Here is a 20643-nt window from a genome sequence, read left to right as displayed (position 1 = left end):
CGCGCGAGACCAGCATGGACACCCGATATCTGCAAAGTTTCGTCACGGTCACCGAAAGCGGATCGTTCGCGCAGGCTGCGCGCCGCCTGGACCTGACGCCCACGGCCGTGGCCGCGCGCATCAAGGCGCTCGAAGAGACCCTGGGCCTGTCGCTGATCAAGCGCGCGGGGCGTTCGGTGCGGCCCACCGAGGCCGGCGTGCGCATCCTGGAGCGCGCCAGGGCGCTGCTGCGCGACGCGCGCGACCTGGCCGCCCTGGCCGAGGACGGCGCGACGTACGGCGAACTGCGCCTGGGCGTGTTCGTGTCCGCCATGACCAGCGTGCTGCCGCCGGTGCTCAAGCGGGTCTACGACCGTCATCCCAGCCTGTCGGTGTTCGTCATGCCGGGTTCGTCGATAGAACTGTGCCGTGGCGTCGAGGCCGGCGACCTCGATGCCGCCATCGTGGTCGAGCCGCAGTACGCCATGGGCAAGGCCGTGCGCTGGCAGGGCATCATGGACGAGCCGCTGGTGGTGGTGGCGCCGGCCGCCATGGAAAAGCGCGACGCGCACGAACTGCTGCGCACGCAGCCCTTCATCCGCTACGACCGCTCCGTGCTCGGTGGACAACTGGCCGACCGCTACCTGCGCGACCATGGCATCGTGCCGCACCAGCGCCTGGAGATGGACAGCCTGCTGGGCGTGGCGGCCCTGGTCGACCAGGGCCTGGGGGTGGCGCTGTTGCCGGACTGGTCTTCGCTGTGGTCCTCGCGCTATGCCTTGACCCGCATCCCGTTGCCGGGCCGCGCGCCGGTGCGGCGCGTCGGGCTGGTGTGGCAGGCGCGCGGCGCGCGCCGCGCGCTGGCCGACAGTTTTCTCGAGCAGGCCCGGGCCGTGTTCGGCCCGGGCGCGCCGCGGGCGGGCCAGGCCGCCGACTAGGGCTTGCCCACCGGGGTGCTGCCGTTGTCGCGCGGGCTGCGCAGGAAGTCGAAATCGCAGCCCTGGTCGGCCTGGGTGACCGTGTCCAGGAACAGCTTGCGATAGCCGCGCTCGTCGGCCGCGCTGGCCGGTCGCGGGCGCCAGCCGGCCTGGCGGCGGGCCAGTTCGGCGTCGTCGACCAGCAATGCGAGTTCGCGGCGGCTGACGCTCAGCCGGATGCGGTCGCCCGTGCGCACCAGCGCCAGCGGCCCGCCTATGGCCGATTCCGGGGTGATGTGCAGCACGATGGTGCCCGACGCCGTGCCGCTCATGCGGCCGTCGGAGATGCGCACCATGTCCTTGACGCCGGCGCGCGCCAGTTTCCTGGGGATGGGCATGTAGCCGGCCTCGGGCATGCCCGGCGCGCCGACCGGCCCGATGTGCTTGAGCACCATGAAATCGTCGGCGTGGATGTCGAGCGATTCGTCGTCCAAGCGCCTGGCCAGGTCCTCCAGGTCCTCGAAGACGACGGCGCGGCCTTCGCGCTCCATGAGTCCGGCGGTGGCGGCCGATTGCTTGATGATGGCGCCGCCCGGCGCCAGGTTGCCGCGCAACACCGCGATGCCGCCTTGCGCGTACACGGGCCGGTCGAACGGGCGCACCACGTCCTGGGCAAAGGGCGGCGGCGCGGCGTCGAGCTCCTCGCCCAGGGTGCGGCCGGTCACCGTCATCGCGTCCAGGTGCAGCAGCGGCCGCAGCTCGCGCAGCAGCGTGCGCAGCCCGCCCGCCTTGTGGAAGTCCTCCATGTAGTGCTGGCCGGACGGCTTGAGGTCGACCAGCACCGGCGTTTCCTTGCCGATGCGGTCGAACGCCTCCATGTCCAGGCGGATGCCCAGGCGGCCGGCGATGGCCGTCAGGTGCACGATGCCGTTGGTCGAGCCGCCGATGGCCAGCAGCACGCGCAGGGCGTTCTCGAACGACTTGGCCGTGAGGATGCGCTCGGGCGTCAGGCCGCGGCCTATCATCGCGACGGCCTGCGCGCCGGTGCGTTCGGCGATCCGGATGCGGTCGGCGGTGACGGCCGGCGGCGTGGCGCCGCCCGGCACCGACATGCCCAGCGCCTCGGCGATGCATGCCATGGTGCTGGCGGTGCCCATCACCGAGCAGGTGCCCACGCTGGCCACCAGCTGGTTGTTGACGTCGGCGACCTCCACGTCGTCGATCTCCTCGGCGCGATAGCGCGCCCAGAAGCGCCGGCAGTCGGTGCAGGCGCCGACGCGCTCGCCGCGGTGCGAGCCGGTCAGCATCGAGCCGGTCACCAGCTGGATGGCCGGCACGCCGGCCGAGGCCGCGCCCATCAGCTGCGCGGGCACCGTCTTGTCGCAGCCGCCGATCAGCACCACCGCGTCCATCGGCTGCGCGCGCACCATTTCCTCGGTGTCCATCGACATGAGGTTGCGCAGGAACATGCTGGTGGGCGAGGAAAAGCTCTCGTGCACCGAGATGGTGGGAAACTCCACCGGCAGTCCGCCGGCCAGCATCACGCCGCGCTTTACCGCCTCCACCAGTTGCGGCATGTTGCCATGGCAGGGGTTGTAGCCGCTGCCGGTGTTGGCGATGCCGATGATGGGGCGCTCCAGCGCCTCGTCCGTGAGCCCCGCGCCTTTGATGAAGGCCTTGCGCAGGAACAGCGAGAACCCCGTATCGCCGTAGCTGGTCAGGCCCTTGCGCATGCCGCTGGCCGGATCATCATCGTTGGGGGGACAGGACTTCGAAGACATGGATTTCCTTCTGGCGTTGAAACGGGTGATGCGAGGTGGCCGGCGCCGGCGGCGCTCAGTCCACGGTGATGTTGGCGTCGGCGATGACCTTGGCCCACTGGTCGACCTCGGCCTGCAGGCGTTGCCGCGCCGCGTCGGCCGAGGCCGGCGCCACCGCGTAGGCGCCTTGCTGCAACAGCTTTTCCTTGGCGTCGGGCTCGACCAGGACGCGCGACAGGGCGGCATTCAGCTTGTCGATGACGGGCTTGGGCGTCTTGGCCGGGGCCAGGACGCCGAACATCGAAGCCACGGTGAAGTTCGGCAGGCCCGCCTCGGCCGCGGTGGGCGTGTCGGGCAGCATGGAGATGCGTTCCGGCGTGGTCACGGCCAGCGCGCGCAATTGCCCGCTCTTGATGAACGGAAGCGCGGCCGGCACCGTTTCCACCATGGTCAGCACCTGGCCGCCGACCAGGTCGGTCATGGCCGGGCCGCTGCCGCGGTAGGGCACGTGCAGGATGTCCACGCCGGCCTGGCGCTTGAACAGTTCGGCCGCCATGCGCTGCGGAGCGCCGGCGCCCGACGACGCGTAGGTCAGCTTGCCGGGGTTGGCCTTGGCGTAGGCGATCAGCTCGGAGAGGTTCTTGACCGGCAACTGGGGATTGACGACGAATACCAGCGGCACGGCGGCGATGGTCGCGACCGGCGTGAGGTCGCCCATCAGGTCGTACGAAATGCGTTTTTTCTCCAGCGTGGCCATGATGGAATGCGACGTGATGGCGCCCATCAGCAGCGTGTAGCCGTCGGGCTCGGCGCGCGCCACGGCGTCGGCGCCCAGGTTGCCGCCAGCGCCGCCGCGGTTCTCCACCACCACTTGCTGCTTCAGTTCGTCGCCCAGTTTCATGGCCAGGACGCGGCCGACCACGTCGGTCGCGCCGCCGGGTGGGTAGGGCACCACCAGTTTCAAGGGGCGGTCGGGATAGTCGCCGGCCAGGGGGGCGGTCAGCGGCAGGGCGGCCAGGGTCAGGGCGGCGGCCGTGGCCAGCAGGCGTCTGCGCGGCGCGGAAGCGATCCGGGGCATGGTTGTGTCTCCGTGTGTAGGTATGGGTTCCAGCGCCGCCGCGCCGGCCCGGCTCATGGTGGGCCGGCGGGCCCGCGCGGCGGGCGCTGGGCGGGACGTCCTGCTTCCTGGCAGGTCGGTCCGGATTCATTATTGACGCGCGGCCGGCGCCGAAACCAAGCAATTTGCTGGTTCAGAACGAAATTTTGGTGAGGTCTGGCGCCTCGGCCGGACGGGCGCCGCGCGCCGCTTCAGGTCACCGGCGTGGCGGGCTGGCGCCGCTCGAACCAGCCGTCGAGATTGCGCATGAACAGCTGCGCCATGGCCTGGCGGGTTTCCACGGTGCTGCCGCCCACATGGGGCAGCAGCACGACGTTGTCCATGGCGCAAAGCGCGGCAGGCACCTCGGGTTCGTTCTGGTAGACATCCAGGCCCGCGCCGCCCAGGCGGCCGTCGCGCAGCGCGTCCACCAGCGCGGCCTCGTCCACCACGCTGCCGCGCGCCACGTTGATCAGCACGCCATCGGGGCCCAGCGCATCCAGGATGGCGGCGTCGACCAGTCGATGGGTTTGCGCGCTGCCCGGCACCGCCAGCACCAGGAAGGCGCTGCGGGCCGCCAGCGTCGGCAGGTCCGGGCAATAGCGGTAATGCGCCGGCGCGTCCTGGCGCGGCCGGCGGTTGTGATAGGCGACTTCCATGCCGAAGGCCTCGGCGCGCCGGGCGATTTTCAGGCCGATGCTGCCCAGCCCCAGGATGCCGCAGCAACGGCCCGCCAGCCTGCGCCCCAGCGGGGGCGTGGCCGCGCGCCAGCCGCCGGAACGCACGAAGCGATCGAGCTCGCAGATGCGGCGCGCAACCGACAACACCAGGGACATGGCGGTGTCGGCCACGCAGTCTTCCAGCACGCCCGGGGTATTGGTGACGACAATGCCGCGTTCGCGCGCGGCGTCCATGTCGATGGGGTCCAGGCCCACGCCGAAACTGACGATCACTTCGAGCCGCGGCAGGCTTTCGATCAGCGCGCGCGTGGCGCCGAACCGGGCCGTGGTGACGATGGCGCGGATGCGCTCGCCATGCTCGGCCAGCAGGCGCGCGGGGTCGGCGGCCTCCCACCAGTGGTGCGCGCGGTAGCGTTGGCGCACCTCGGCCGCCAGCGCCGGCAGCAGCGGTCCGACCATGAGCACGTCGATGGCGGCGGTCTGGCCGCCGGCGGGGGAGGGACGCGGATCCGGCATGGGCAGGGCACCTTCTTGAAAGCGTGGGGAGCGCGCATGATGCGCGCGCCCCGGACGCGGCGCAAGCGCGCGCCGCGCGGTCCGCCTCAGCCGGCGCGCCGGTATAGCGCCACCGTGCCCGCCAGCACGACCAGCATGCCGCCGCACAGGCGGTTGATCCAGCGCAGGCCGCCGGTGCGCAATACCCGGACCAGGCGCGCGCCCAGCGCCGCATAGCCCAGCATGGCGGCCAGGTTCAGCACGGCCAGCACCAGCGCCAGCGCGCCGTACTGCGGCGCCAGCGCCGCGGCCGGGTCGATGAACTGCGGCAGGAAGGCCGACATGAACAGCAGCGCCTTGGGGTTGGTCAGGGCGACCAGGAAACTGCGCGAGAACAGCGCGCCGGCGCCGCCGTCGCCGCCGCCCGCGGCCGGCGCGGGCAGCACCAGGGCGGCGTCGCTGCGCAGCAGCCGCCAGCCCAGATAGGCCAGGTAGCCGGCGCCGATCCACTTCAGGGCCTGGAAGGCCGGTTCGGACGCCGCCAGCAGCATGCCCAGTCCGCTGGCGACGGCGGCCACCAGCACCAGGTCGGCCAGCACCGCGCCGGCCATGCCCCAGCAGGCCCGCCGCACGCCGTGGCGCGAGCCGTTGCTGAGCGCCAGCAGCACGGTCGGGCCGGGCGTGACGATGATCAGGCCGGAGGCGAGAACAAACAGGGCGAGGGTGGCAAGCGTCATGGCGGGCTCCGCGCGGCATGGCCGGGCAAGCGTGCAGTGTGACGCCGGCCGCCGGCGGCGTCCAGTGTCCGGCTACCATATCGGTCCCGCCGTCAGAAACGTTTCATATGCCTTCCCCTGCCGATTCCTCCGTCCTGGCCCCGCCCCTGTCGGCCGTGCTGCTGGGCGCCGCCGCCGCCGTGCAGGCGGTGCGCAAGGGACGCTCGCTGACCGATGCGCTGGCCGAGACCCCGCCGGCGCTGCGGCCGGCCGTGCAGGCGGTCAGCTTCCACGCCATGCGGCAACTGGGCTGGGCCGACGCGCTGGCCGAGACGCTGGTGCGGCGCGCGCCCGGGCCCTTGTTCGACGCGCTCCTGCGCGTGGCGCTCAGCCTGCTGCGCGACGCGCCCGGCGCGGCGGCGCAGCCCGGCGCGCCGCAGTACGCGCCGCACACGGTGGTCGACCAGGCGGTGACGGCGGCGGCCGGCCAGCGCAAGCTGGCCGCCTACAAGGGCCTGCTCAATGCCAGCCTGCGGCGCTTCCTGCGCGAGCGGGCGGCCTTGCAGGACGGCGTGGCCGATCGCCCGGCGGCGCGCTGGAACCATCCGCGCTGGTGGGTGGAGCTGCTGGAGCGCGCCTATCCGGACCAGTGGCGCGACATCCTGGCCGGAGCCAACGTGCCCGCGCCGCTGACCCTGCGCGTCAATCGCCGCCGCGCCACGGTGGAGCAGGCGCGCCAGGCGCTGGCGCAGGCCGGCGTGGCCGCCGTGCCGACGGGCCAGGCCGGCCTGGTGCTGGCCGAGCCGCGCCCGGTGCCGCAGTTGCCGGGCTATGACGCGGGCTGGTGGTCGGTACAGGATGCCGGCGCGCAACTGGCCGCGCCGCTGCTGGCGCCGGCCGACGGCATGCGGGTGCTGGACGCCTGCGCCGCGCCGGGCGGCAAGACCGCCCACCTGCTGGAGCTGGCCGATATCGACCTGCTGGCCCTGGACGCGGACCCGCAACGCCTGCAGCGGGTGGACCAGAACCTGGAACGCCTGGGCCTGCGCACGCCGCGGGTGCGGCTGGCGGCCGCCGACGCCAGCGACCTGGATGCCTGGTGGGATGGCCGGCCTTTCGATGCGGTGCTGGCCGACGTGCCGTGCACCGCGTCGGGGATCGTGCGTCGCCACCCGGATATCCGCTGGCTGCGCCGCGCCGAGGACGTAGCGCGCACCGCCGCCCTGCAGGCGCGCATCGCCGACGCCCTGTGGCGCACGGTCGCCCCGGGCGGGCGCCTGCTGTACGTGACCTGCTCGGTGTTTCCGGCCGAAGGGCGCGAGCAGGCCGAGGCCTTCGCGCGCCGCCATGCCGACGCCACGCCCCTGGCCGCGCCCGGGCAACTGCTGCCTGTTGCCATCGATGCAACACCGCAGGCGCAACACGACGGTTTTTTCTATGCCTTGTTTGCCAAGCGGACCTGAATCGCCAAGAATAGGGTCATGCTGCCGCGCATTTGCCGTATGTCGATGATTCTTCGCCTATTTTTCGCGTTGTTGCTGGTATTTGGCTCGTTCTCGCCGATTACGGGCGGGCTTGCCCATGCCGCCGATCCGCACGTCCAGCGCATCGAGCCGCTGGTGCGCGACGGCAAGCTGGAGCTGAGCGCCGATGTCCATTTCGAACTCAACGACCAGCTGCGTGACGCGGCGCAGCGTGGCGTGCCGCTCTATTTCACCGCCGACCTGCAGATCACCCGCTCGCGCTGGTGGTGGTTCGATCACACCCTGGTCGACAAAAGCATTACCTGGCGCATTGCCTACAACGCCCTGACCCGCCAGTGGCGGGCCGGCGCCGGCGAGCTGTCGCTGCCGGTCGCCTCGCTGGACGACGCCATGGACCTGGTGCGCCATATCCGCAACTGGGAAGTGGCCGATGCGTCCGAGTTCGACCCCGGCGTGCGCTATGGCGGCCAGCTGCGCGTGCGCCTGGACACCTCCCAACTGGCGCGGCCGTTCCAGGTCAACGCCCTCAACAGCAGCTCGTGGTCGCCGGCCACGCCGTGGGCGGAGTTCTCCTTCGCCCTGGCCGAGCCCGTGCGAGACCCCTCATGAGAATGTTTCTACGCCTTGCCCTGGTGGTCGGCGGCGTCAGCGGCCTGGCCCTGCTGGGCCTGCTGGCCTGGTCCACCGGCAATGCGTCACGCTTTGCGCGCTATTACGACACCCTGCTGATTCTCAACGGTATTTTCGCGTTCGCGCTGTTCGTCTGGGTGGTGGCCCTGACCGTGCGGCTGGCGCGCCAGATCCGCCGGCGCCAGTTCGGCGCCCGCCTGACGGCCCGTTTCGCGCTGGCCTTCGCCCTGATCGGGGTGGTGCCCGGCGCGCTGATCTACACCCTGTCGGTGCAGTTCATGTCGCGCTCGATCGAGTCGTGGTTCAACGTCCGCGTCGACAGCGCGCTGGAGTCGGGCCTGAACCTGGGCCGCGCCGCGCTCGATTCGCAGCTGGCCGACATGGATGTGCGCGCCCGCGCCATGGCGGCCGAGCTGAACAACATGTCCGATAACGACATTCCGCTGGCGCTGACACGGCTGCGCGAGGCCAACGGCGCGCAGGAGGCCACCGTGTTCACCGGCAGCGGACGGGTGCTGGCCTTTTCCACCAATACCTATGGGCAATTGCTGCCGCCCAGCCTGCCCGCAACCTTGCTCAACCAGCTGCGGCTGGCGCGCGGCTATTCGGCCGCCGAGGCCGACGACCCGGCGATTCCGGGCGCCGAGGGCGGCCTGCACCTGCGCGTGGTGATCCCGCTGTCGGCGCCGGCGCGCTTTGACGGCATCCTGGGCGGGGCGGCCGAGCCGCGCTGGCTGCAGTTGATGCATGCCGTGCCCGACCAGATCGCCCACAACGCCAACCGGGTGCAGCAGGGCTTTCGCGACTACCAGGAGCTGGCGCTGTCGCGGCTGGGCCTGCGCAAGCTGTACGGCATCACCCTGACCCTGGCCCTGCTGCTGGCGGTGTTCGCCGCCATCGCGGTGGCGCTGTCGCTGTCCAAGCGGCTGGTGCGGCCCCTGCTGCGGCTGGCCGGCGGCACCCAGGCGGTGGGCGTGGGCGATTTCCGGCCGCTGCCCGAGCCGCCCGAGCGCGACGAAGTCGGGCAACTGACTCGTTCGTTCAACGCCATGACACGCCAGCTCGAGGAGGCGCGCCAGATGGTGGAAAGCAACCGGCGCCAGCTGGAGCGCTCCAACGTCTACCTGGAAAGCGTGCTGTCCAACCTGTCGTCCGGGGTGATCGCCTTCGACGAAGGGTTCCGCGTCACCACGGTCAACCAGGGCGCCCAGACCATCCTGCAGGCCGACCTGCGCTCGGTCATCGGCCGGCCGCTGGAAACCGTGGACGGCATGCTGGAGTTCGCCCAGGTGGTGCGCCAGGCCTTCGCCGCCCACGCGGCGGTGGGTTCGGAACGCCTGCACTGGCAGCAGCAATTCGAGATCACCCCGGGGCTGGGCGAAACGGGCGGGCAGCCGGTGACGCTGCTGGCGCGCGGCACCCACTTGAGGGTGGACGGCCGCGGCAACGGCTACCTGGTGGTGTTCGACGACATCACCGAGGTCATTTCGGCCAACCGCACCGTGGCCTGGGGCGAGGTGGCGCGCCGCCTGGCCCACGAAATCAAGAACCCGCTCACGCCGATCCAGCTGTCGGCCGAGCGCCTGGCCATGAAGCTGGCCGACCGGCTGCAGCCGGCCGACGCGCAGATGCTGATCCGCTCCACCAACACCATCGTCAACCAGGTGGGCTCGCTCAAGCAGATGGTCGACGACTTCCGCGAGTACGCGCGCACGCCGCCGGCCGTCATGCAGCGTATCGACCTCAATGCGCTGGTGGCCGACGTGCTGTCGCTGTATGGCTGGGATCCGGGCGACGGCGGCGGCCGCGGCGCGGCGCGCGTGCTCAACCTGGACGTGGATCTGGCGCCCGGCGTGCCCGACATCGAGGGCGATCCGACCCAGCTGCGCCAGGTCATCCACAACCTGCTTTCCAACGCCCGCGACGCGGTCGCCGAGCAGGGCGGCGAGGGGCGCGTGAAGGTCACCACGCAGGTCGTGCAAAGCGAGCAGCCCGACGGCGGGCAGCAGCGCGCGGTGCGTTTCACCGTGGCCGATACCGGCCCGGGCTTTCCGCCGCAGGTCATGCAGCGCGCCTTCGAACCCTACGTGACGACCAAGGCGCACGGGACTGGGTTAGGATTAGCCATTGTGCGCAAGATCGTTGAAGAACATGGCGGCCGCATCGATCTCGCCAATCGCAAGGAAGGGGGCGCGCGGATCTCCATATTGTTGACCCGCCTGGCGTTGCCGTCCGATACTATGGACGCGACCGCGCAAGAAAAGGATAATGCGGCTACGCAATAGGTGAGAGGTTATGGCCAGAATTCTGGTGGTCGACGACGAAGTTGGCATTCGCGAGCTGCTGTCCGAGATCCTATACGACGAGGGGCACACGGTCGAACTGGCCGAGAACGCGGCGCAGGCTCGCGCCGCGCGCTTGCGCATGCGCCCGGACCTGGTCCTGCTCGACATCTGGATGCCAGATACCGACGGCGTCAGTCTGCTCAAGGAGTGGGCGTCGCAGGGCTTGCTGGATATGCCGGTCATCATGATGAGCGGCCACGCCACCATCGACACGGCCGTCGAGGCAACCCGCATCGGCGCCATGGACTTTCTCGAAAAGCCCATTACGCTGCAGCGCCTGCTCAAGACCATCGAAGCCGGCCTGGCGCGCGGGCGTGCGCCGCGCGCCGCGCCGCCGCTGGCGCATGCCGCCGCGGCGCCGGTGGCCGTCGCGCTCGAGGACGAGCTCGACCCGCCGCAGCCATTCCAGGCGCCGGTCGAGGCGCCGGCCGCATCCAACGGCCAGCTGGGCAGCATCTCGCTCGATCAGCCGCTGCGCGAGGCGCGCGACGAGTTCGAGCGCATCTACTTCGAATACCACCTGGTGCGCGAGAATCACAGCATGACGCGCGTATCCGAACGCACCGGCCTGGAACGCACCCACCTGTACCGCAAGCTCAAGCAGCTGGGCATCGAATCCGCGCGCAAGCGAGGCACATGAAGATCCTCATCATGGGGGCGGGCCGCGTTGGCACCAGCGTGGCCGAAAACCTGGTGTCCGAGCAGAACGACATCACGGTCATCGACACCGACGTCAACCAGTTGCGCTACCTGCAGGATCGCTTCGACCTGCGCGTGGTGCAGGGCGACGGCATCCAGGTGTCGGTGCTGGAGTCGGCCGGCGCCGACGACACCGACCTGTTCATCGCCTGCGCGGCTTCCGATGCGGCCAATCTGGTGGCGTGCAAGATCGCGCGCGAAGTCTTCAACGTGCCGCGCCGCATCGCCCGCATCCGCATGCCCGAGTTCGCCGACCATCCCGAGCTGATGGGCGACGAGGGCTTCGCCATCGATGCGCTCATCAGTCCGGAGCGCAGCGTCACCACCTACCTGCACAGCCTGATCGAGTTTCCCGAGGCGCTGCAGGTGGTCGAGTTCGCCGGCGGACGGGTCAGCGTCATCACTGTCCGGGTGGGCCACGGCAGTCCCATGGCGCATCATCCCGTCGACGAACTGCGCGAGGTCTGGCCGGACGTCACGGCCCGCATCGTCGACGTGCTGCGCGACGGACGCCCGCTGCACGCCGGGACGGGCACGGTGGTGGCGCCGGGCGACGAGGTCGTGCTGGCCGTCGATACCCGGCATGCGCGGCGCGCCGTGCGCCAGCTGCGCGAGGCCGAGAAGACCGTGCACCGGGTCATGATCGCGGGCGGCGGCAACATCGGCCTGCGGCTGGCGCGCCAGCTGGCCGAAGAAGGCTATAGCGTGCGCATCATCGAGCACGATGCCAAGCGCTGCGAATACCTGGCCGCCGAGCTGCCCGACAATGTGCTGGTGCTGCATGGCAACGGCACCGACGAAGCGCTGCTCGAGCGCGAGAATATCGAGGACATGGACACCTGGCTGGCCCTGACCAGCGACGACGAGGACAACATCATGTCCTCGCTGCTGGCCAAGCGGCTGGGCGCGCGCAAGGTCATCGCCCTGATCAACCGGCAGGCGTATGGCGAGCTCATGCAGGGCAGCCACATCGACGTGGCGGTCTCGCCGTCGCAGGCCACCATGAGCGAGCTGTTGCGGCATGTGCGGCGCGGCGACGTGGTGGCGGTGCACCGGCTGCGCCAGGGGGTGGCCGAGGCCCTGGAGGCCGTCGCCCATGGCGACCGGTCCACCTCGCGCGTGGTCGGCCGCACGGTGGGCAAGATCGGACTGCCCAAGGGCGCGAGCATCGGCGTGCTGGTGCGTGGCGACGAGATCATCGTTCCCGACGCCGACACCGAAATCCAGTCGGACGACCATGTCATTGTTTTCGTGCCTTCGCGCCGGCAGATGCCGCGCGTCGAGAAACTGTTCCAGGTGTCGGCTTCCTTTTTCTGAACCACGCGGCCGCGCTCGGGCGCCGGGCCATGACGTCGAGCGGTATTCATGAAGCGTTTGCTGGCGACCTTTTACGTGCTGGGCCTGACCATGGTGGTGTTCGCGCTCACCATGGTGATTCCGCTTTCGGTCGCCTACATCGGCCAGGACGCCGGCTTCACCGCCTTTCTCGAAGGTTTCCTGCTGGCGCTGGGCATAGGCGCGGGCACCTGGCTGGCGACGCGCCGCGGCCGCAGCGAGCTGCATGCGCGCGACGGCTTCCTGCTGGTGTCCACCGTATGGGCCGCGCTGCCCGCGCTGGCGGCCATTCCGCTGCTGCTCTATTACGACGACGTGGGCATGCCGCTGTCGTTCACCGACGCCTATTTCGAGGCCATGTCGGGCCTGACCACCACCGGCGCCACGGTGCTCAGCGGGCTCGACGCCTTGCCGGCCTCGATCAACCTGTGGCGCGCCACGCTGATCTGGATCGGCGGCATGGGCATCCTGGTGCTGGCGGTGGCCATCCTGCCCTTGCTGGGCGTGGGCGGGCACCAGGTGGTGCGGGCCGAGACGCCCGGGCCCATGAAGGACGAGCGGCTCACGCCGCGCATCGCCAGCACCGCCAAGGCGCTGTACGCGGTGTATTTCGGTTTCTCGATGGTATGCCTGCTGGCCTATCGGGCCGTCGGCCTGTCGTGGTTCGACGCCTGGTGCCACATGGCCACGACCATGGGGCTGGGCGGTTTCTCGACCTATGACGATGGCTTCGCGCACTTCGACTCGCTGTCGGTCGAGCTGGTGGCCATCGTTTTCATGACCATCTCCGGCATCAACTTCGCCACGCATTTCAACGCCTTGCGCCAGCGCAACTGGCGCGCCTACGTGGTGTGCCCGCAGACCATTCCGTACCTCACGGTCATGCTGGGCGCGGGCCTGGTGATCTCCGTGTTCCTCTATATCAAGGGCGTATACGGCGATCCCTGGGAGGCGTTGCGCTACGGCATGTTCAACACCATTTCGGTGGCCACCACGACCGGCTACGCCAATGTGGACTACGCGTCCTGGCCGCTGTTCGCGCCGCTCACCATGCTGTTGCTGTCGGCGTTCGTGACCTCGGCCGGCTCGACCGGCGGCGGCATCAAGATGATCCGCATCATCCTGCTGGTCAAGCAGGCGCGCAACGAGCTGGTAACCATGCTGCATCCCCACGCGGTCAGCCCGGTACGCATCGGCTCGCGCGTGGTCGACCAGCGCATCATGGCCTCGGTGCTCGCGTTCATGCTGGTGTACGGACTGTCGGTGGGCGTGCTGAGCAGCCTGCTGCTGCTGTCGGGGCTGGACCTGATCACCGCCTTTTCGGCCGTCATGGCCATGATCAACAATACCGGGCCGGGGCTGGGGCCGGTGGGGCCGATGGGCAACTTCTCGGTGCTCAACGATTTCCAGACCTGGGTATGCACCTTCGCGATGCTGATCGGGCGTCTCGAATTGCTGACGGTGCTGGTGCTGTTCACGCCGCTGTTCTGGCGCAAATAGCGGCGCGCGCGGCCGCTGCCCGCGCGGTGGTGTACTATTCAGTGTACTCACTAAATTTGGCGTAAGGCCTTTCTCTCCCATGCCAGAACCAGACAAGCAAGCAACGAGAAAGAAGCGCACAACGTCGTCCCTGACGGACAGTACGGTGTTCGATCCTGCCAAGCAGGTTCTGTGGTCGCGGCCCGGATACCTCGTGCGGCGCCTGAACCAGATCCACTACGCGCTGTTCTACGAAGAGTGCAAGACGCAGAACGTCACGCCGGTGCAGTATGGCGTGCTGACGGCCCTGTCGCTCAGCCCTTGGCTGGACCAGACCGCGATCGGCATGGAGCTGGGGCTGGACCGCACTACCACCGCCGACGTCATCAAGCGGCTGCAGGAGCGCGGGCTGGTCGAGCGCCGCGTCAATCCCAACGACAAGCGCTCGCGCCAGGCCGTGATCACGCAGGAAGGCCTGCGCATCATGGGGTTGCTGCAAGGCGGCATGGCGCGCGCGCAGCAACGGCTGCTCGAGCCGCTGTCGCCGCGCAACCGCGAAATCTTCATGAAGCTGCTGTCGACGCTGGTCGACGCCAACAATCAGTACAGCCGCACCGCGCTCAAGGCCATGTAGCAGGGCTTCAGCGCGCCGGCGCCAGCGCCGCGGGCAGCGGCGCGCCGGACGCCTCGCGATCGCCCAGGGTATTGCGCACCCAGACCAGCTCGGCGGCCACCGCCACGGCGATCTCGGCCGGCGTACGGCTGGCGATGGGCAGCCCGACCGGCCCGCGCAGCCGGGCGATGTCTTCGTCGCCCAGGTCGAACAGGCGCAGCCTTTCCCGCCGCTTTGCCTGGTTGGCGCGCGACCCCAGCGCGCCCACGTAGAAGGCGCGCGACTTCAGCGCCTCCAGCAGCACCATGTCATCCAGCTTGGGATCGTGGGTCAGCGCCACGATCGCGGTGCGTTCGTCGGTGCCGATCTCCAGCACCGTGTCGTCCGGCATGGTGGTGACCAGCGTGGCGTGCGGCGCATGCCAGGCTGCGTGGAATTCCTCGCGCGGGTCGCACACGATCACCTGGAAATCCAGGGTGGCGGCAATGTCGGCCAGCACCTGCGCGGTCTGGTTGGCGCCGATGATGAGCAGGCGCCAGTGCGGACCGTACACGGCACGGAACATGCGGCCGTCGAAATCCGGCCCTTCGGCCGGCGCGGCGGCTTCCAGCGTGGCCGCGCCGGTGTGCAGGTCGATCGTGCGGCGCACCAGGCGGTGTTCGGCAATCGCCTGCAGCACTTCGTCCAGCCAGGCATCGCGCGGCACCAGCGGCTCGGCCACCAGCCGCAGCGTGCCGCCACAGGGCAGGCCGAAGCGGGTGGCTTCGTCGCGCGTGACGCCGTAGGTCAGGCGTTCGGCGCGCTCGGGCAGGGTGCCGGCGCGCGCCCGCGCGATCAGGTCGTCTTCGATGCAGCCGCCCGACACCGAGCCCACGACCTGGCCATCGTCGCGCACCGCCAGCATGGCGCCCGCCTGGCGCGGCGCCGACCCCCACGTCTGCACGACGGTGACAAGGTGCACGCGCCGGCCGCTGGCAAGCCAGTCGCGGGCGTGCTGCAATACATCCAGATCCAGGGCGTTCATGGGGCTACTCTACTCGCGGACGGGTGGCGCGGCCAGCAATGCGCCGGCCCGCGCCTGGAATTTACTCACTATACTGAATACTATGCCACGCGTCGATCATGGTTCTCCCCAGGCTGATCCGCCCGCGCCCTGCGTGGGCATTTTGCTTGCGGGCGGCCAGGGCCGAAGGTTCGCCGCCGCTTCCGGGGGGCAGGACAAGCTCCTGGCCAGACTGCCCGACGGCACGGCCGTGGCCGTGCGCGCCGCGCGGGCCTTGCGCCAGGCCACCGACGCCGTGGTGGCGGTGGTCCGGCCGGAAAGTGCCGTCCTGGCCGCCTTGCTGCGCGAGCAGGGCTGCCATGTGCTGGAGAGCGAGCAGGCCCGCGAGGGCATGGGCGCCAGCCTGGCGGCGGCGGCCCGCTTCCTGTTGGCCGGGCAGGCGTCGGCCATGACGGGCCGGGCCGATAGCTGCCTGGTGGCGCTGGCCGATATGCCATGGGTGCGGCGCGACACCCTGTCGGCCGTGCGCGCGGCGGCGTCTCCGGACGGAATAACGGTGCCGGTTCACCGGGGGCGGCGTGGCCATCCCGTGGCGTTCGGGCGGCTGCTGTGGGGCGAGCTGGCGGCGCTGCGGGGCGACGTCGGCGCGCGGGAGCTGCTGCGGCGCCACCGCGTCGCCGCGGTCGACGTGGATGACCCGGGCGTGGCGGCGGACGTGGATACGCCGGCGGATCTGGCGGACAACCGCGCCTGAGCGGCGCCGGCCCGGGTGTTGCCGGGCGGGCTCAGGGTTGCCCCTAGGAGGCGTAGATTTTTCTTTTAATTGTCAGTATGCTGACTATAAAATCAGTGTACTGATATAAGTGCCGCCATTGGCGGCCGGACTGCCGCGGGCCGCTGGCCGGGCGCGTAAAGTCCCGCATGGCAAGGGTTTCGAGGCGTCCCGGGAGACGGCGCCCGCGCCCTGATCGCAAAGCCTGGCGGCGCGGACTTGATTCCATATAGTCAGTATGCTGATTAAAAAGGACGGCCTGGAAGCCGCGCCTTCACCCGACTCACCATCCAGGGAGCAGACGTATGACAAAAGTGCGCAAGATCGCCTTCGAGGAGCATTTCACGGCGGTCGGCTTTGGCGATTACTCCAAGGCATTCGTACAGCATCTCGATGCGGGCTTTGCCGCCGAACTGGGCGCGCGCCTGACCGACTTCGGCGCGGGGCGCCTGGCCGAAATGGACGCCGCCGGCATCGACTATGTGATCCTGTCGCAGACAGGCCCGGGCGTGCAGGGCGAGCCCGACGCCGCCGTGGCCTTGCGCCGCGCGCGCGAGAACAACGATTTCCTGGCCGAGCGCATTGCGCGGCATCCGGACCGCTTCGGCGGGTTCGCGACCCTGCCCATGCACGATCCCAGGACCGCCGCCGCCGAATTGACGCGCGCGGTGCGCGAACTGGGCTTCAAGGGCTCGCTGGTCAATGGCCACACCAACGGCGTGTACTACGACGATCCAGCCTACGACGCATTCTGGGAGCAGATGCAGGAGCTGGACGTGCCGCTCTACCTGCACCCGTTCGACGCCTACGTGCAGCCGCATGCCTACAAGGGCCATCCGGAGCTGGCCGGCGCGACCTGGGGCTGGGGCGTGGAAACCGGCACCCATGCGCTGCGGCTGCTGTTCGGCGGCGTGTTCGACCGCTTCCCGAAGCTGAAGATCATCCTCGGACACATGGGCGAAGGCTTGCCGTTCCAGCGCTGGCGCTTCGACAGCCGTTTCGCCGCCTACCCGTACGGCGTCAAGCTGCGGCGCGCGCCGTCCGAGTACATCGGCTCCAACATCCTGATCACGACTTCGGGCGTCTGTTCGCATCCGACGCTGGTCGGTGCGATCGCCGAAATGGGCGCCGAGGCCGTGATGTTCTCGATCGATTATCCGTACGAGTCGACCGCGCTGGCGGTCGAGTTCATCGAATCCGCGCCGTTGGACGCGGCGACGCGCGACCTGGTCTGCTACGGCAACGCCGCGCGCCTGTTCAAACTGTGACGCCCCTGCCTTGGAGAAACGAGTGATGCAGAAGACCTACCGCATTGGCCAGATCGTGCCGAGTTCGAATACGACGATGGAGACGGAGATCCCCGCGATGCTGCTGGCGCGCCAGCAGATTCGCGGGGAGCGTTTCACTTTTCATTCGAGCCGGATGCGGATGAAGAAGGTGGTCAAGGAGGAGCTGGCGGCGATGGACGCGGAGTCGGATCGCTGCGCGGTGGAGCTGAGCGATGCGCGGGTGGACGTGCTGGGTTATGCGTGCCTGGTGGCGATCATGGCGATGGGCCGGGGGTATCACCGTCAGTCGCAGGCGCGGCTGACGGCGCACACGGCGGCCAACGGGGGCGAGGCGCCGGTGATCACCAGCGCGGGGGCGCTGGTCGATGGGCTGAAGGTGATGGGGGCGAAGAAGATCGCGGTGGTGGCGCCGTACATGAAGCCGCTGACCGAGCTGGTGGTGGACTACATCGGCCACGAGGGCTACGAGGTGGTGGATTACCGGGCGCTGGAGATACCGGACAACCTGGATGTGGGACGCCATGATCCGGCGCGGCTGCCGGAGATCGTGGCGGGGCTGGACTACCGCGAGGCGGACGTGATCGTGCTGTCGGCGTGCGTGCAGATGCCGTCGCTGGCGGCGATTGCCAAGGTGGAGGCGCAGACGGGCAAGCCGGTGGTGACGGCGGCGGTGGCCACGACGTACGCGATGCTCAAGGCGCTGGGGCTGGAGCCGGTGGTGCCCGGGGCGGGCGCGCTGCTGTCGGGCGCGTATTGAGAGAGGAGGGGAGCGAGCGATGAGCAATTTTCAGTATGGCGGCAACGTGCAGGCCAACGGGATCCGGCAGCACTACCTGCGCTACGGGGGCGAGCGGGCCGGGCGCGATCCGGTGATCATCGTGCCGGGGATCACCAGCCCGGCGGTGACCTGGGGTTTCGTGGGCGAGCGCTTTGGCGAGCAGTTCGACACCTACATCCTGGATGTGCGCGGCCGGGGGCTGTCGCAGTCGGGGCCGCAGCTGGACTATGGGCTGGACGCGCAGGCCGAGGACCTGCTGGCGTTTGCGCGCGCGCTGGGGCTGTCGCGCTACAGCGTGGTGGGGCATTCGATGGGCGCGCGCATCGGGATCCGGGCGGCGCGCACGGGCGAGGCGGGGCTGGCGCGGCTGGCGATGGTGGACCCGCCGGTGTCGGGCCCGGGGCGGCGGGCGTATCCGGCGCAGCTGCCGTGGTACGTGGACTCGATGGCGCAGGCGCGCCAGGGGATGACGGGCGAGCAGATGAAGGCGTATTGCCCGAGCTGGACGGACGAGCAGCTGCGGCTGCGCGCCGAGTGGCTGCACACGTGCGATGAGCGGGCGGTGCTCGCCAGCTTCGAGGGGTTTCACCAGGACGACGTGCACGCGGACCTGCCGCGGGTGCGGGCGGCGCGGCTGCTGGTGACGGCGGCGCGCGGCGAGGTGGTGCGCGATGCGGACGTGGCCGAGATCGAGGCGCTGGCGCCGGGCACGGCGCACGTGCGGGTGGCGGATGCGGGGCACATGATTCCGTGGGACAACGAGGAAGGCTTTTACGCGGCGTTCGGGGAGTTCCTGGGGGCGCGCCTGCGGGCGGGCTGAGGCCGCGATGAGACAAGGAGAGTGGCGATGCCGGTAAGCGATTACGAGATGATCCGCGCCTGGACCCAGGTGCTGAGCCTGTCCAGGCTGCAGGCGGGGCAGACGGTGACGGTGCTCACCAGCGCGGCCACGCACCCGCAGACGCTGGGCACGGCGCTGGTGGCGGCGCAGTCGATGGGGGCGGTGGTCAATCGGCTGGACCTGCCGCCGGTCAATGGGGAGAAGGCGCTCAGCCGGGACGCGCTGGCGTACCTGGGGACCACGCCGCTGACGGGCAACAAGGCGGCGATCGCGATGCTCAAGGCCAGCGACCTGGTGTTGGACCTGATGACGCTGCTGTTCTCGCCCGAGCAGCACGAGATCCTGCAGGGGGGCACCAAGATATTGCTGGCGGTGGAGCCGCCGGAGGTGCTGGCGCGGCTGGTGCCCACCGAGGGCGACCGGCAGCGGGTCAAGGCGGCGGCGGCGCGGATTGCGGGCGCGCGCGAGATGACGGTGGAGTCGGAGGCGGGCACGCGGCTGCGCTGCATGCTGGGGGAGTTTCCGGCGATCAGCGAATACGGCTATGTGGACGAGCCGGGGCGCTGGGACCACTGGCCCAGCGGGTTCGCGCTGACCTGGCCCGACGAGGGGTCGGCCAACGGCACGATCGTGATCGACCGCGGCGACATTGTGCTGCCGCAGAAGTCGTACGCGAGCGAGCCGATCGTGCTGACGGTGGAGAACGGCTACGCGACGCGCATCGAAGGGGGGCTGGACGCGGAGCTGTTGCGCGAGTACGTGGCCACGTTCAAGGATCCGCAGGCGTACGCGATCTCGCACATCGGCTGGGGCCTGCAGCCGCGGGCGAGCTGGACCACGCTGGGGCTGTACGACCGGGAGGCGACCATCGGCATGGATGCGCGGGCCTACGAGGGCAATTTCCTGTTCTCGCTGGGGCCCAACAACGAGGCGGGGGGCAGCCGCACGACGGCCTGCCACATCGACATTCCGCTGCGCCGCTGCACGGTGCGCCTGGACGGGCGCGAGGTGGTGCGCGAGGGCAAGGTACTGGACTGAGGAAGGGGCAAGGACAATGAGCAATGATCTGGCCAGCTATGAACGCCAGGGGTTCGGGGCGCGGTTGGAGCCGCAGGCGCCGTACGGGCTGCTGATCGTGGACTTCGTCAACGGGTTCGCGGATCCGGCGCAGTTTGGCGGCGGCAACATCGCGGCGGCGATCGAGACCACGCGCACGGTGCTGGGGGCCGCGCGCGAGCGGGGCTGGGCGGTGGCGCACAGCCGCATCGTGTACGCCGACGACGACGCCGACGGCAATATCTTCAGCCTGAAGGTGCCGGGGATGCTCACGCTCAAGGAGCATGCGCCGGCCAGCGCGATCGTGCCGCAGCTGGCGCCTGCGGCCGGCGAGTACGTGGTGCGCAAGAGCACGCCGTCGGCGTTTTTCGGGACGATGCTGGCGGCGTGGCTGGCGCAGCGCGGGGTGCGCACGCTGCTGGTGGCCGGGGCGACCACCAGCGGGTGCGTGCGCGCCAGCGTGGTCGACGCGATGTCGGCGGGGTTCCGCCCGCTGGTGCTGTCCGACTGCGTGGGCGACCGCGCGCTGGGCCCGCACGAGGCCAACCTGTTCGACATGCGGCAGAAGTATGCCGCCGTGATGACGCACGACGAGGCGCTGGCAAAGACAACGTAACCCCTCAGGAGCCTGTCCCCGCAGGGGGACAGGCTCCTGCCGAATTAACAGGCACGCCAG

Annotated in this window: 19 protein-coding genes; 14 read left to right on the top strand and 5 right to left on the bottom strand. The window is 69.9% G+C overall.

Annotated features, from left to right (window positions below):
• Window positions 1-14 precede the first annotated feature (14 nt).
• Window positions 15-917 (top strand): LysR family transcriptional regulator, encoded by a 903-nt coding sequence (locus CAL11_RS22895; protein WP_033467425.1) that lies wholly within the window; start codon window positions 15-17, stop codon window positions 915-917.
• On the opposite strand, the gene CAL11_RS22890 is transcribed toward CAL11_RS22895, so the two are convergent.
• The 4 genes from CAL11_RS22890 to CAL11_RS22875 all read right to left on the bottom strand — a co-directional run bounded on the left by CAL11_RS22890 (window position 914) and on the right by CAL11_RS22875 (window position 5664).
• Entirely contained in the window at window positions 914-2677 is a 1764-nt protein-coding gene (locus CAL11_RS22890) for an IlvD/Edd family dehydratase (protein WP_033467428.1), read from the bottom strand. The two genes, CAL11_RS22895 and CAL11_RS22890, sit on opposite strands and share 4 nt — an antisense overlap.
• Before the next feature lie 55 nt (window positions 2678-2732).
• Window positions 2733-3734: a Bug family tripartite tricarboxylate transporter substrate binding protein gene (locus CAL11_RS22885; protein ID WP_068924590.1), complete on the bottom strand. Its 1002-nt coding sequence runs from the start codon at window positions 3732-3734 to the stop codon at window positions 2733-2735.
• Window positions 3735-3964: 230 nt separating this feature from the next.
• On the bottom strand, window positions 3965-4948 hold the full coding sequence (locus CAL11_RS22880; RefSeq protein WP_086094363.1) for a 2-hydroxyacid dehydrogenase: 984 nt from the start codon (window positions 4946-4948) through the stop codon (window positions 3965-3967).
• 86 nt (window positions 4949-5034) lie between these two features.
• Window positions 5035-5664, bottom strand: coding sequence for a LysE family translocator (locus CAL11_RS22875; protein ID WP_033467436.1), 630 nt, complete (start codon window positions 5662-5664; stop codon window positions 5035-5037).
• A gap of 107 nt (window positions 5665-5771) precedes the next feature.
• Between CAL11_RS22875 and rsmB the strand changes: the two genes are divergently transcribed.
• From rsmB to CAL11_RS22840, 7 genes are all read left to right on the top strand, one after another.
• The gene (gene rsmB / locus CAL11_RS22870) at window positions 5772-7106 is read left to right on the top strand and encodes a 16S rRNA (cytosine(967)-C(5))-methyltransferase RsmB (RefSeq protein WP_033467439.1); all 1335 of its coding nucleotides are present in this window, start codon (window positions 5772-5774) and stop codon (window positions 7104-7106) included.
• Window positions 7107-7124: 18 nt separating this feature from the next.
• Window positions 7125-7736 (top strand): DUF4390 domain-containing protein, encoded by a 612-nt coding sequence (locus CAL11_RS22865; protein WP_080704187.1) that lies wholly within the window; start codon window positions 7125-7127, stop codon window positions 7734-7736.
• Window positions 7733-10042, top strand: a complete 2310-nt coding sequence (plrS, locus tag CAL11_RS22860; RefSeq protein ID WP_086094362.1) for a two-component system sensor histidine kinase PlrS — start codon at window positions 7733-7735, stop codon at window positions 10040-10042. The genes CAL11_RS22865 and plrS overlap by 4 nt, the downstream gene beginning before the upstream one ends.
• Before the next feature lie 10 nt (window positions 10043-10052).
• Window positions 10053-10742 (top strand): two-component system response regulator PlrR, encoded by a 690-nt coding sequence (gene plrR / locus CAL11_RS22855; protein ID WP_003818497.1) that lies wholly within the window; start codon window positions 10053-10055, stop codon window positions 10740-10742.
• Window positions 10739-12118: a Trk system potassium transporter TrkA gene (gene trkA / locus CAL11_RS22850; RefSeq protein ID WP_033448375.1), complete on the top strand. Its 1380-nt coding sequence runs from the start codon at window positions 10739-10741 to the stop codon at window positions 12116-12118. The genes plrR and trkA overlap by 4 nt, the downstream gene beginning before the upstream one ends.
• A 48-nt stretch (window positions 12119-12166) precedes the next feature.
• Window positions 12167-13636: a TrkH family potassium uptake protein gene (locus CAL11_RS22845; RefSeq protein ID WP_086094361.1), complete on the top strand. Its 1470-nt coding sequence runs from the start codon at window positions 12167-12169 to the stop codon at window positions 13634-13636.
• A 145-nt stretch (window positions 13637-13781) separates the two neighbouring features.
• A complete protein-coding gene (locus tag CAL11_RS22840; protein WP_370448380.1) occupies window positions 13782-14249 on the top strand; it encodes a MarR family winged helix-turn-helix transcriptional regulator in 468 nt (155 codons plus the stop codon).
• A gap of 7 nt (window positions 14250-14256) precedes the next feature.
• Here the strand turns inward: CAL11_RS22840 and CAL11_RS22835 are convergent, their stop codons facing one another.
• Window positions 14257-15252, bottom strand: a complete 996-nt coding sequence (locus tag CAL11_RS22835) for an XdhC family protein (RefSeq protein WP_086094360.1) — start codon at window positions 15250-15252, stop codon at window positions 14257-14259.
• A gap of 82 nt (window positions 15253-15334) precedes the next feature.
• Here CAL11_RS22835 and CAL11_RS22830 point away from each other — a divergent pair, with 82 nt between their 5' ends.
• From CAL11_RS22830 to CAL11_RS22805, 6 genes are all read left to right on the top strand, one after another.
• Window positions 15335-15985: a nucleotidyltransferase family protein gene (locus CAL11_RS22830; RefSeq protein WP_086094359.1), complete on the top strand. Its 651-nt coding sequence runs from the start codon at window positions 15335-15337 to the stop codon at window positions 15983-15985.
• Window positions 15986-16308: 323 nt separating this feature from the next.
• Complete coding sequence (locus CAL11_RS22825) at window positions 16309-17271, top strand: amidohydrolase family protein (protein WP_086094358.1); 963 nt, start codon at window positions 16309-16311, stop codon at window positions 17269-17271.
• 25 nt (window positions 17272-17296) lie between these two features.
• Window positions 17297-18049 (top strand): maleate cis-trans isomerase family protein, encoded by a 753-nt coding sequence (locus CAL11_RS22820; RefSeq protein ID WP_068924594.1) that lies wholly within the window; start codon window positions 17297-17299, stop codon window positions 18047-18049.
• A gap of 19 nt (window positions 18050-18068) precedes the next feature.
• Entirely contained in the window at window positions 18069-18890 is an 822-nt protein-coding gene (locus CAL11_RS22815) for an alpha/beta fold hydrolase (RefSeq protein WP_086093414.1), read from the top strand.
• Window positions 18891-18917: 27 nt separating this feature from the next.
• Window positions 18918-19949 carry a 2,5-dihydroxypyridine 5,6-dioxygenase gene (locus tag CAL11_RS22810; RefSeq protein WP_033464892.1) on the top strand — a complete coding sequence of 344 codons (1032 nt, stop codon included), beginning with the start codon at window positions 18918-18920 and terminating at the stop codon, window positions 19947-19949.
• A 16-nt stretch (window positions 19950-19965) separates the two neighbouring features.
• Window positions 19966-20583 (top strand): isochorismatase family protein, encoded by a 618-nt coding sequence (locus CAL11_RS22805; RefSeq protein WP_086093413.1) that lies wholly within the window; start codon window positions 19966-19968, stop codon window positions 20581-20583.
• The last annotated feature ends 60 nt before the right edge of the window (window positions 20584-20643 follow it).

The sequence above is a fragment of the Bordetella genomosp. 6 genome (assembly GCF_002119705.1).
In the GTDB taxonomy this organism is placed as follows: Bacteria; Pseudomonadota; Gammaproteobacteria; order Burkholderiales; family Burkholderiaceae_B; genus Bordetella; species Bordetella bronchiseptica_F.
This window is presented reverse-complemented; position numbering and strand designations above follow the sequence as displayed.

Coding starts and splice junctions, on each gene's coding strand:
- CAL11_RS22825 (WP_086094358.1), top strand. CDS start 16,309: ATGACAAAAGTGCGCAAGATCGCCTTCGAGGAGCATTTCACGGCGGTC.
- CAL11_RS22835 (WP_086094360.1), bottom strand. CDS start 15,252: ATGAACGCCCTGGATCTGGATGTATTGCAGCACGCCCGCGACTGGCTT.
- trkA (WP_033448375.1), top strand. CDS start 10,739: ATGAAGATCCTCATCATGGGGGCGGGCCGCGTTGGCACCAGCGTGGCC.
- plrR (WP_003818497.1), top strand. CDS start 10,053: ATGGCCAGAATTCTGGTGGTCGACGACGAAGTTGGCATTCGCGAGCTG.
- CAL11_RS22890 (WP_033467428.1), bottom strand. CDS start 2,677: ATGTCTTCGAAGTCCTGTCCCCCCAACGATGATGATCCGGCCAGCGGC.
- CAL11_RS22820 (WP_068924594.1), top strand. CDS start 17,297: ATGCAGAAGACCTACCGCATTGGCCAGATCGTGCCGAGTTCGAATACG.
- CAL11_RS22875 (WP_033467436.1), bottom strand. CDS start 5,664: ATGACGCTTGCCACCCTCGCCCTGTTTGTTCTCGCCTCCGGCCTGATC.
- CAL11_RS22845 (WP_086094361.1), top strand. CDS start 12,167: ATGAAGCGTTTGCTGGCGACCTTTTACGTGCTGGGCCTGACCATGGTG.
- rsmB (WP_033467439.1), top strand. CDS start 5,772: ATGCCTTCCCCTGCCGATTCCTCCGTCCTGGCCCCGCCCCTGTCGGCC.
- plrS (WP_086094362.1), top strand. CDS start 7,733: ATGAGAATGTTTCTACGCCTTGCCCTGGTGGTCGGCGGCGTCAGCGGC.
- CAL11_RS22815 (WP_086093414.1), top strand. CDS start 18,069: ATGAGCAATTTTCAGTATGGCGGCAACGTGCAGGCCAACGGGATCCGG.
- CAL11_RS22895 (WP_033467425.1), top strand. CDS start 15: ATGGACACCCGATATCTGCAAAGTTTCGTCACGGTCACCGAAAGCGGA.
- CAL11_RS22805 (WP_086093413.1), top strand. CDS start 19,966: ATGAGCAATGATCTGGCCAGCTATGAACGCCAGGGGTTCGGGGCGCGG.
- CAL11_RS22885 (WP_068924590.1), bottom strand. CDS start 3,734: ATGCCCCGGATCGCTTCCGCGCCGCGCAGACGCCTGCTGGCCACGGCC.
- CAL11_RS22830 (WP_086094359.1), top strand. CDS start 15,335: ATGCCACGCGTCGATCATGGTTCTCCCCAGGCTGATCCGCCCGCGCCC.
- CAL11_RS22810 (WP_033464892.1), top strand. CDS start 18,918: ATGCCGGTAAGCGATTACGAGATGATCCGCGCCTGGACCCAGGTGCTG.
- CAL11_RS22880 (WP_086094363.1), bottom strand. CDS start 4,948: ATGCCGGATCCGCGTCCCTCCCCCGCCGGCGGCCAGACCGCCGCCATC.
- CAL11_RS22865 (WP_080704187.1), top strand. CDS start 7,125: ATGCTGCCGCGCATTTGCCGTATGTCGATGATTCTTCGCCTATTTTTC.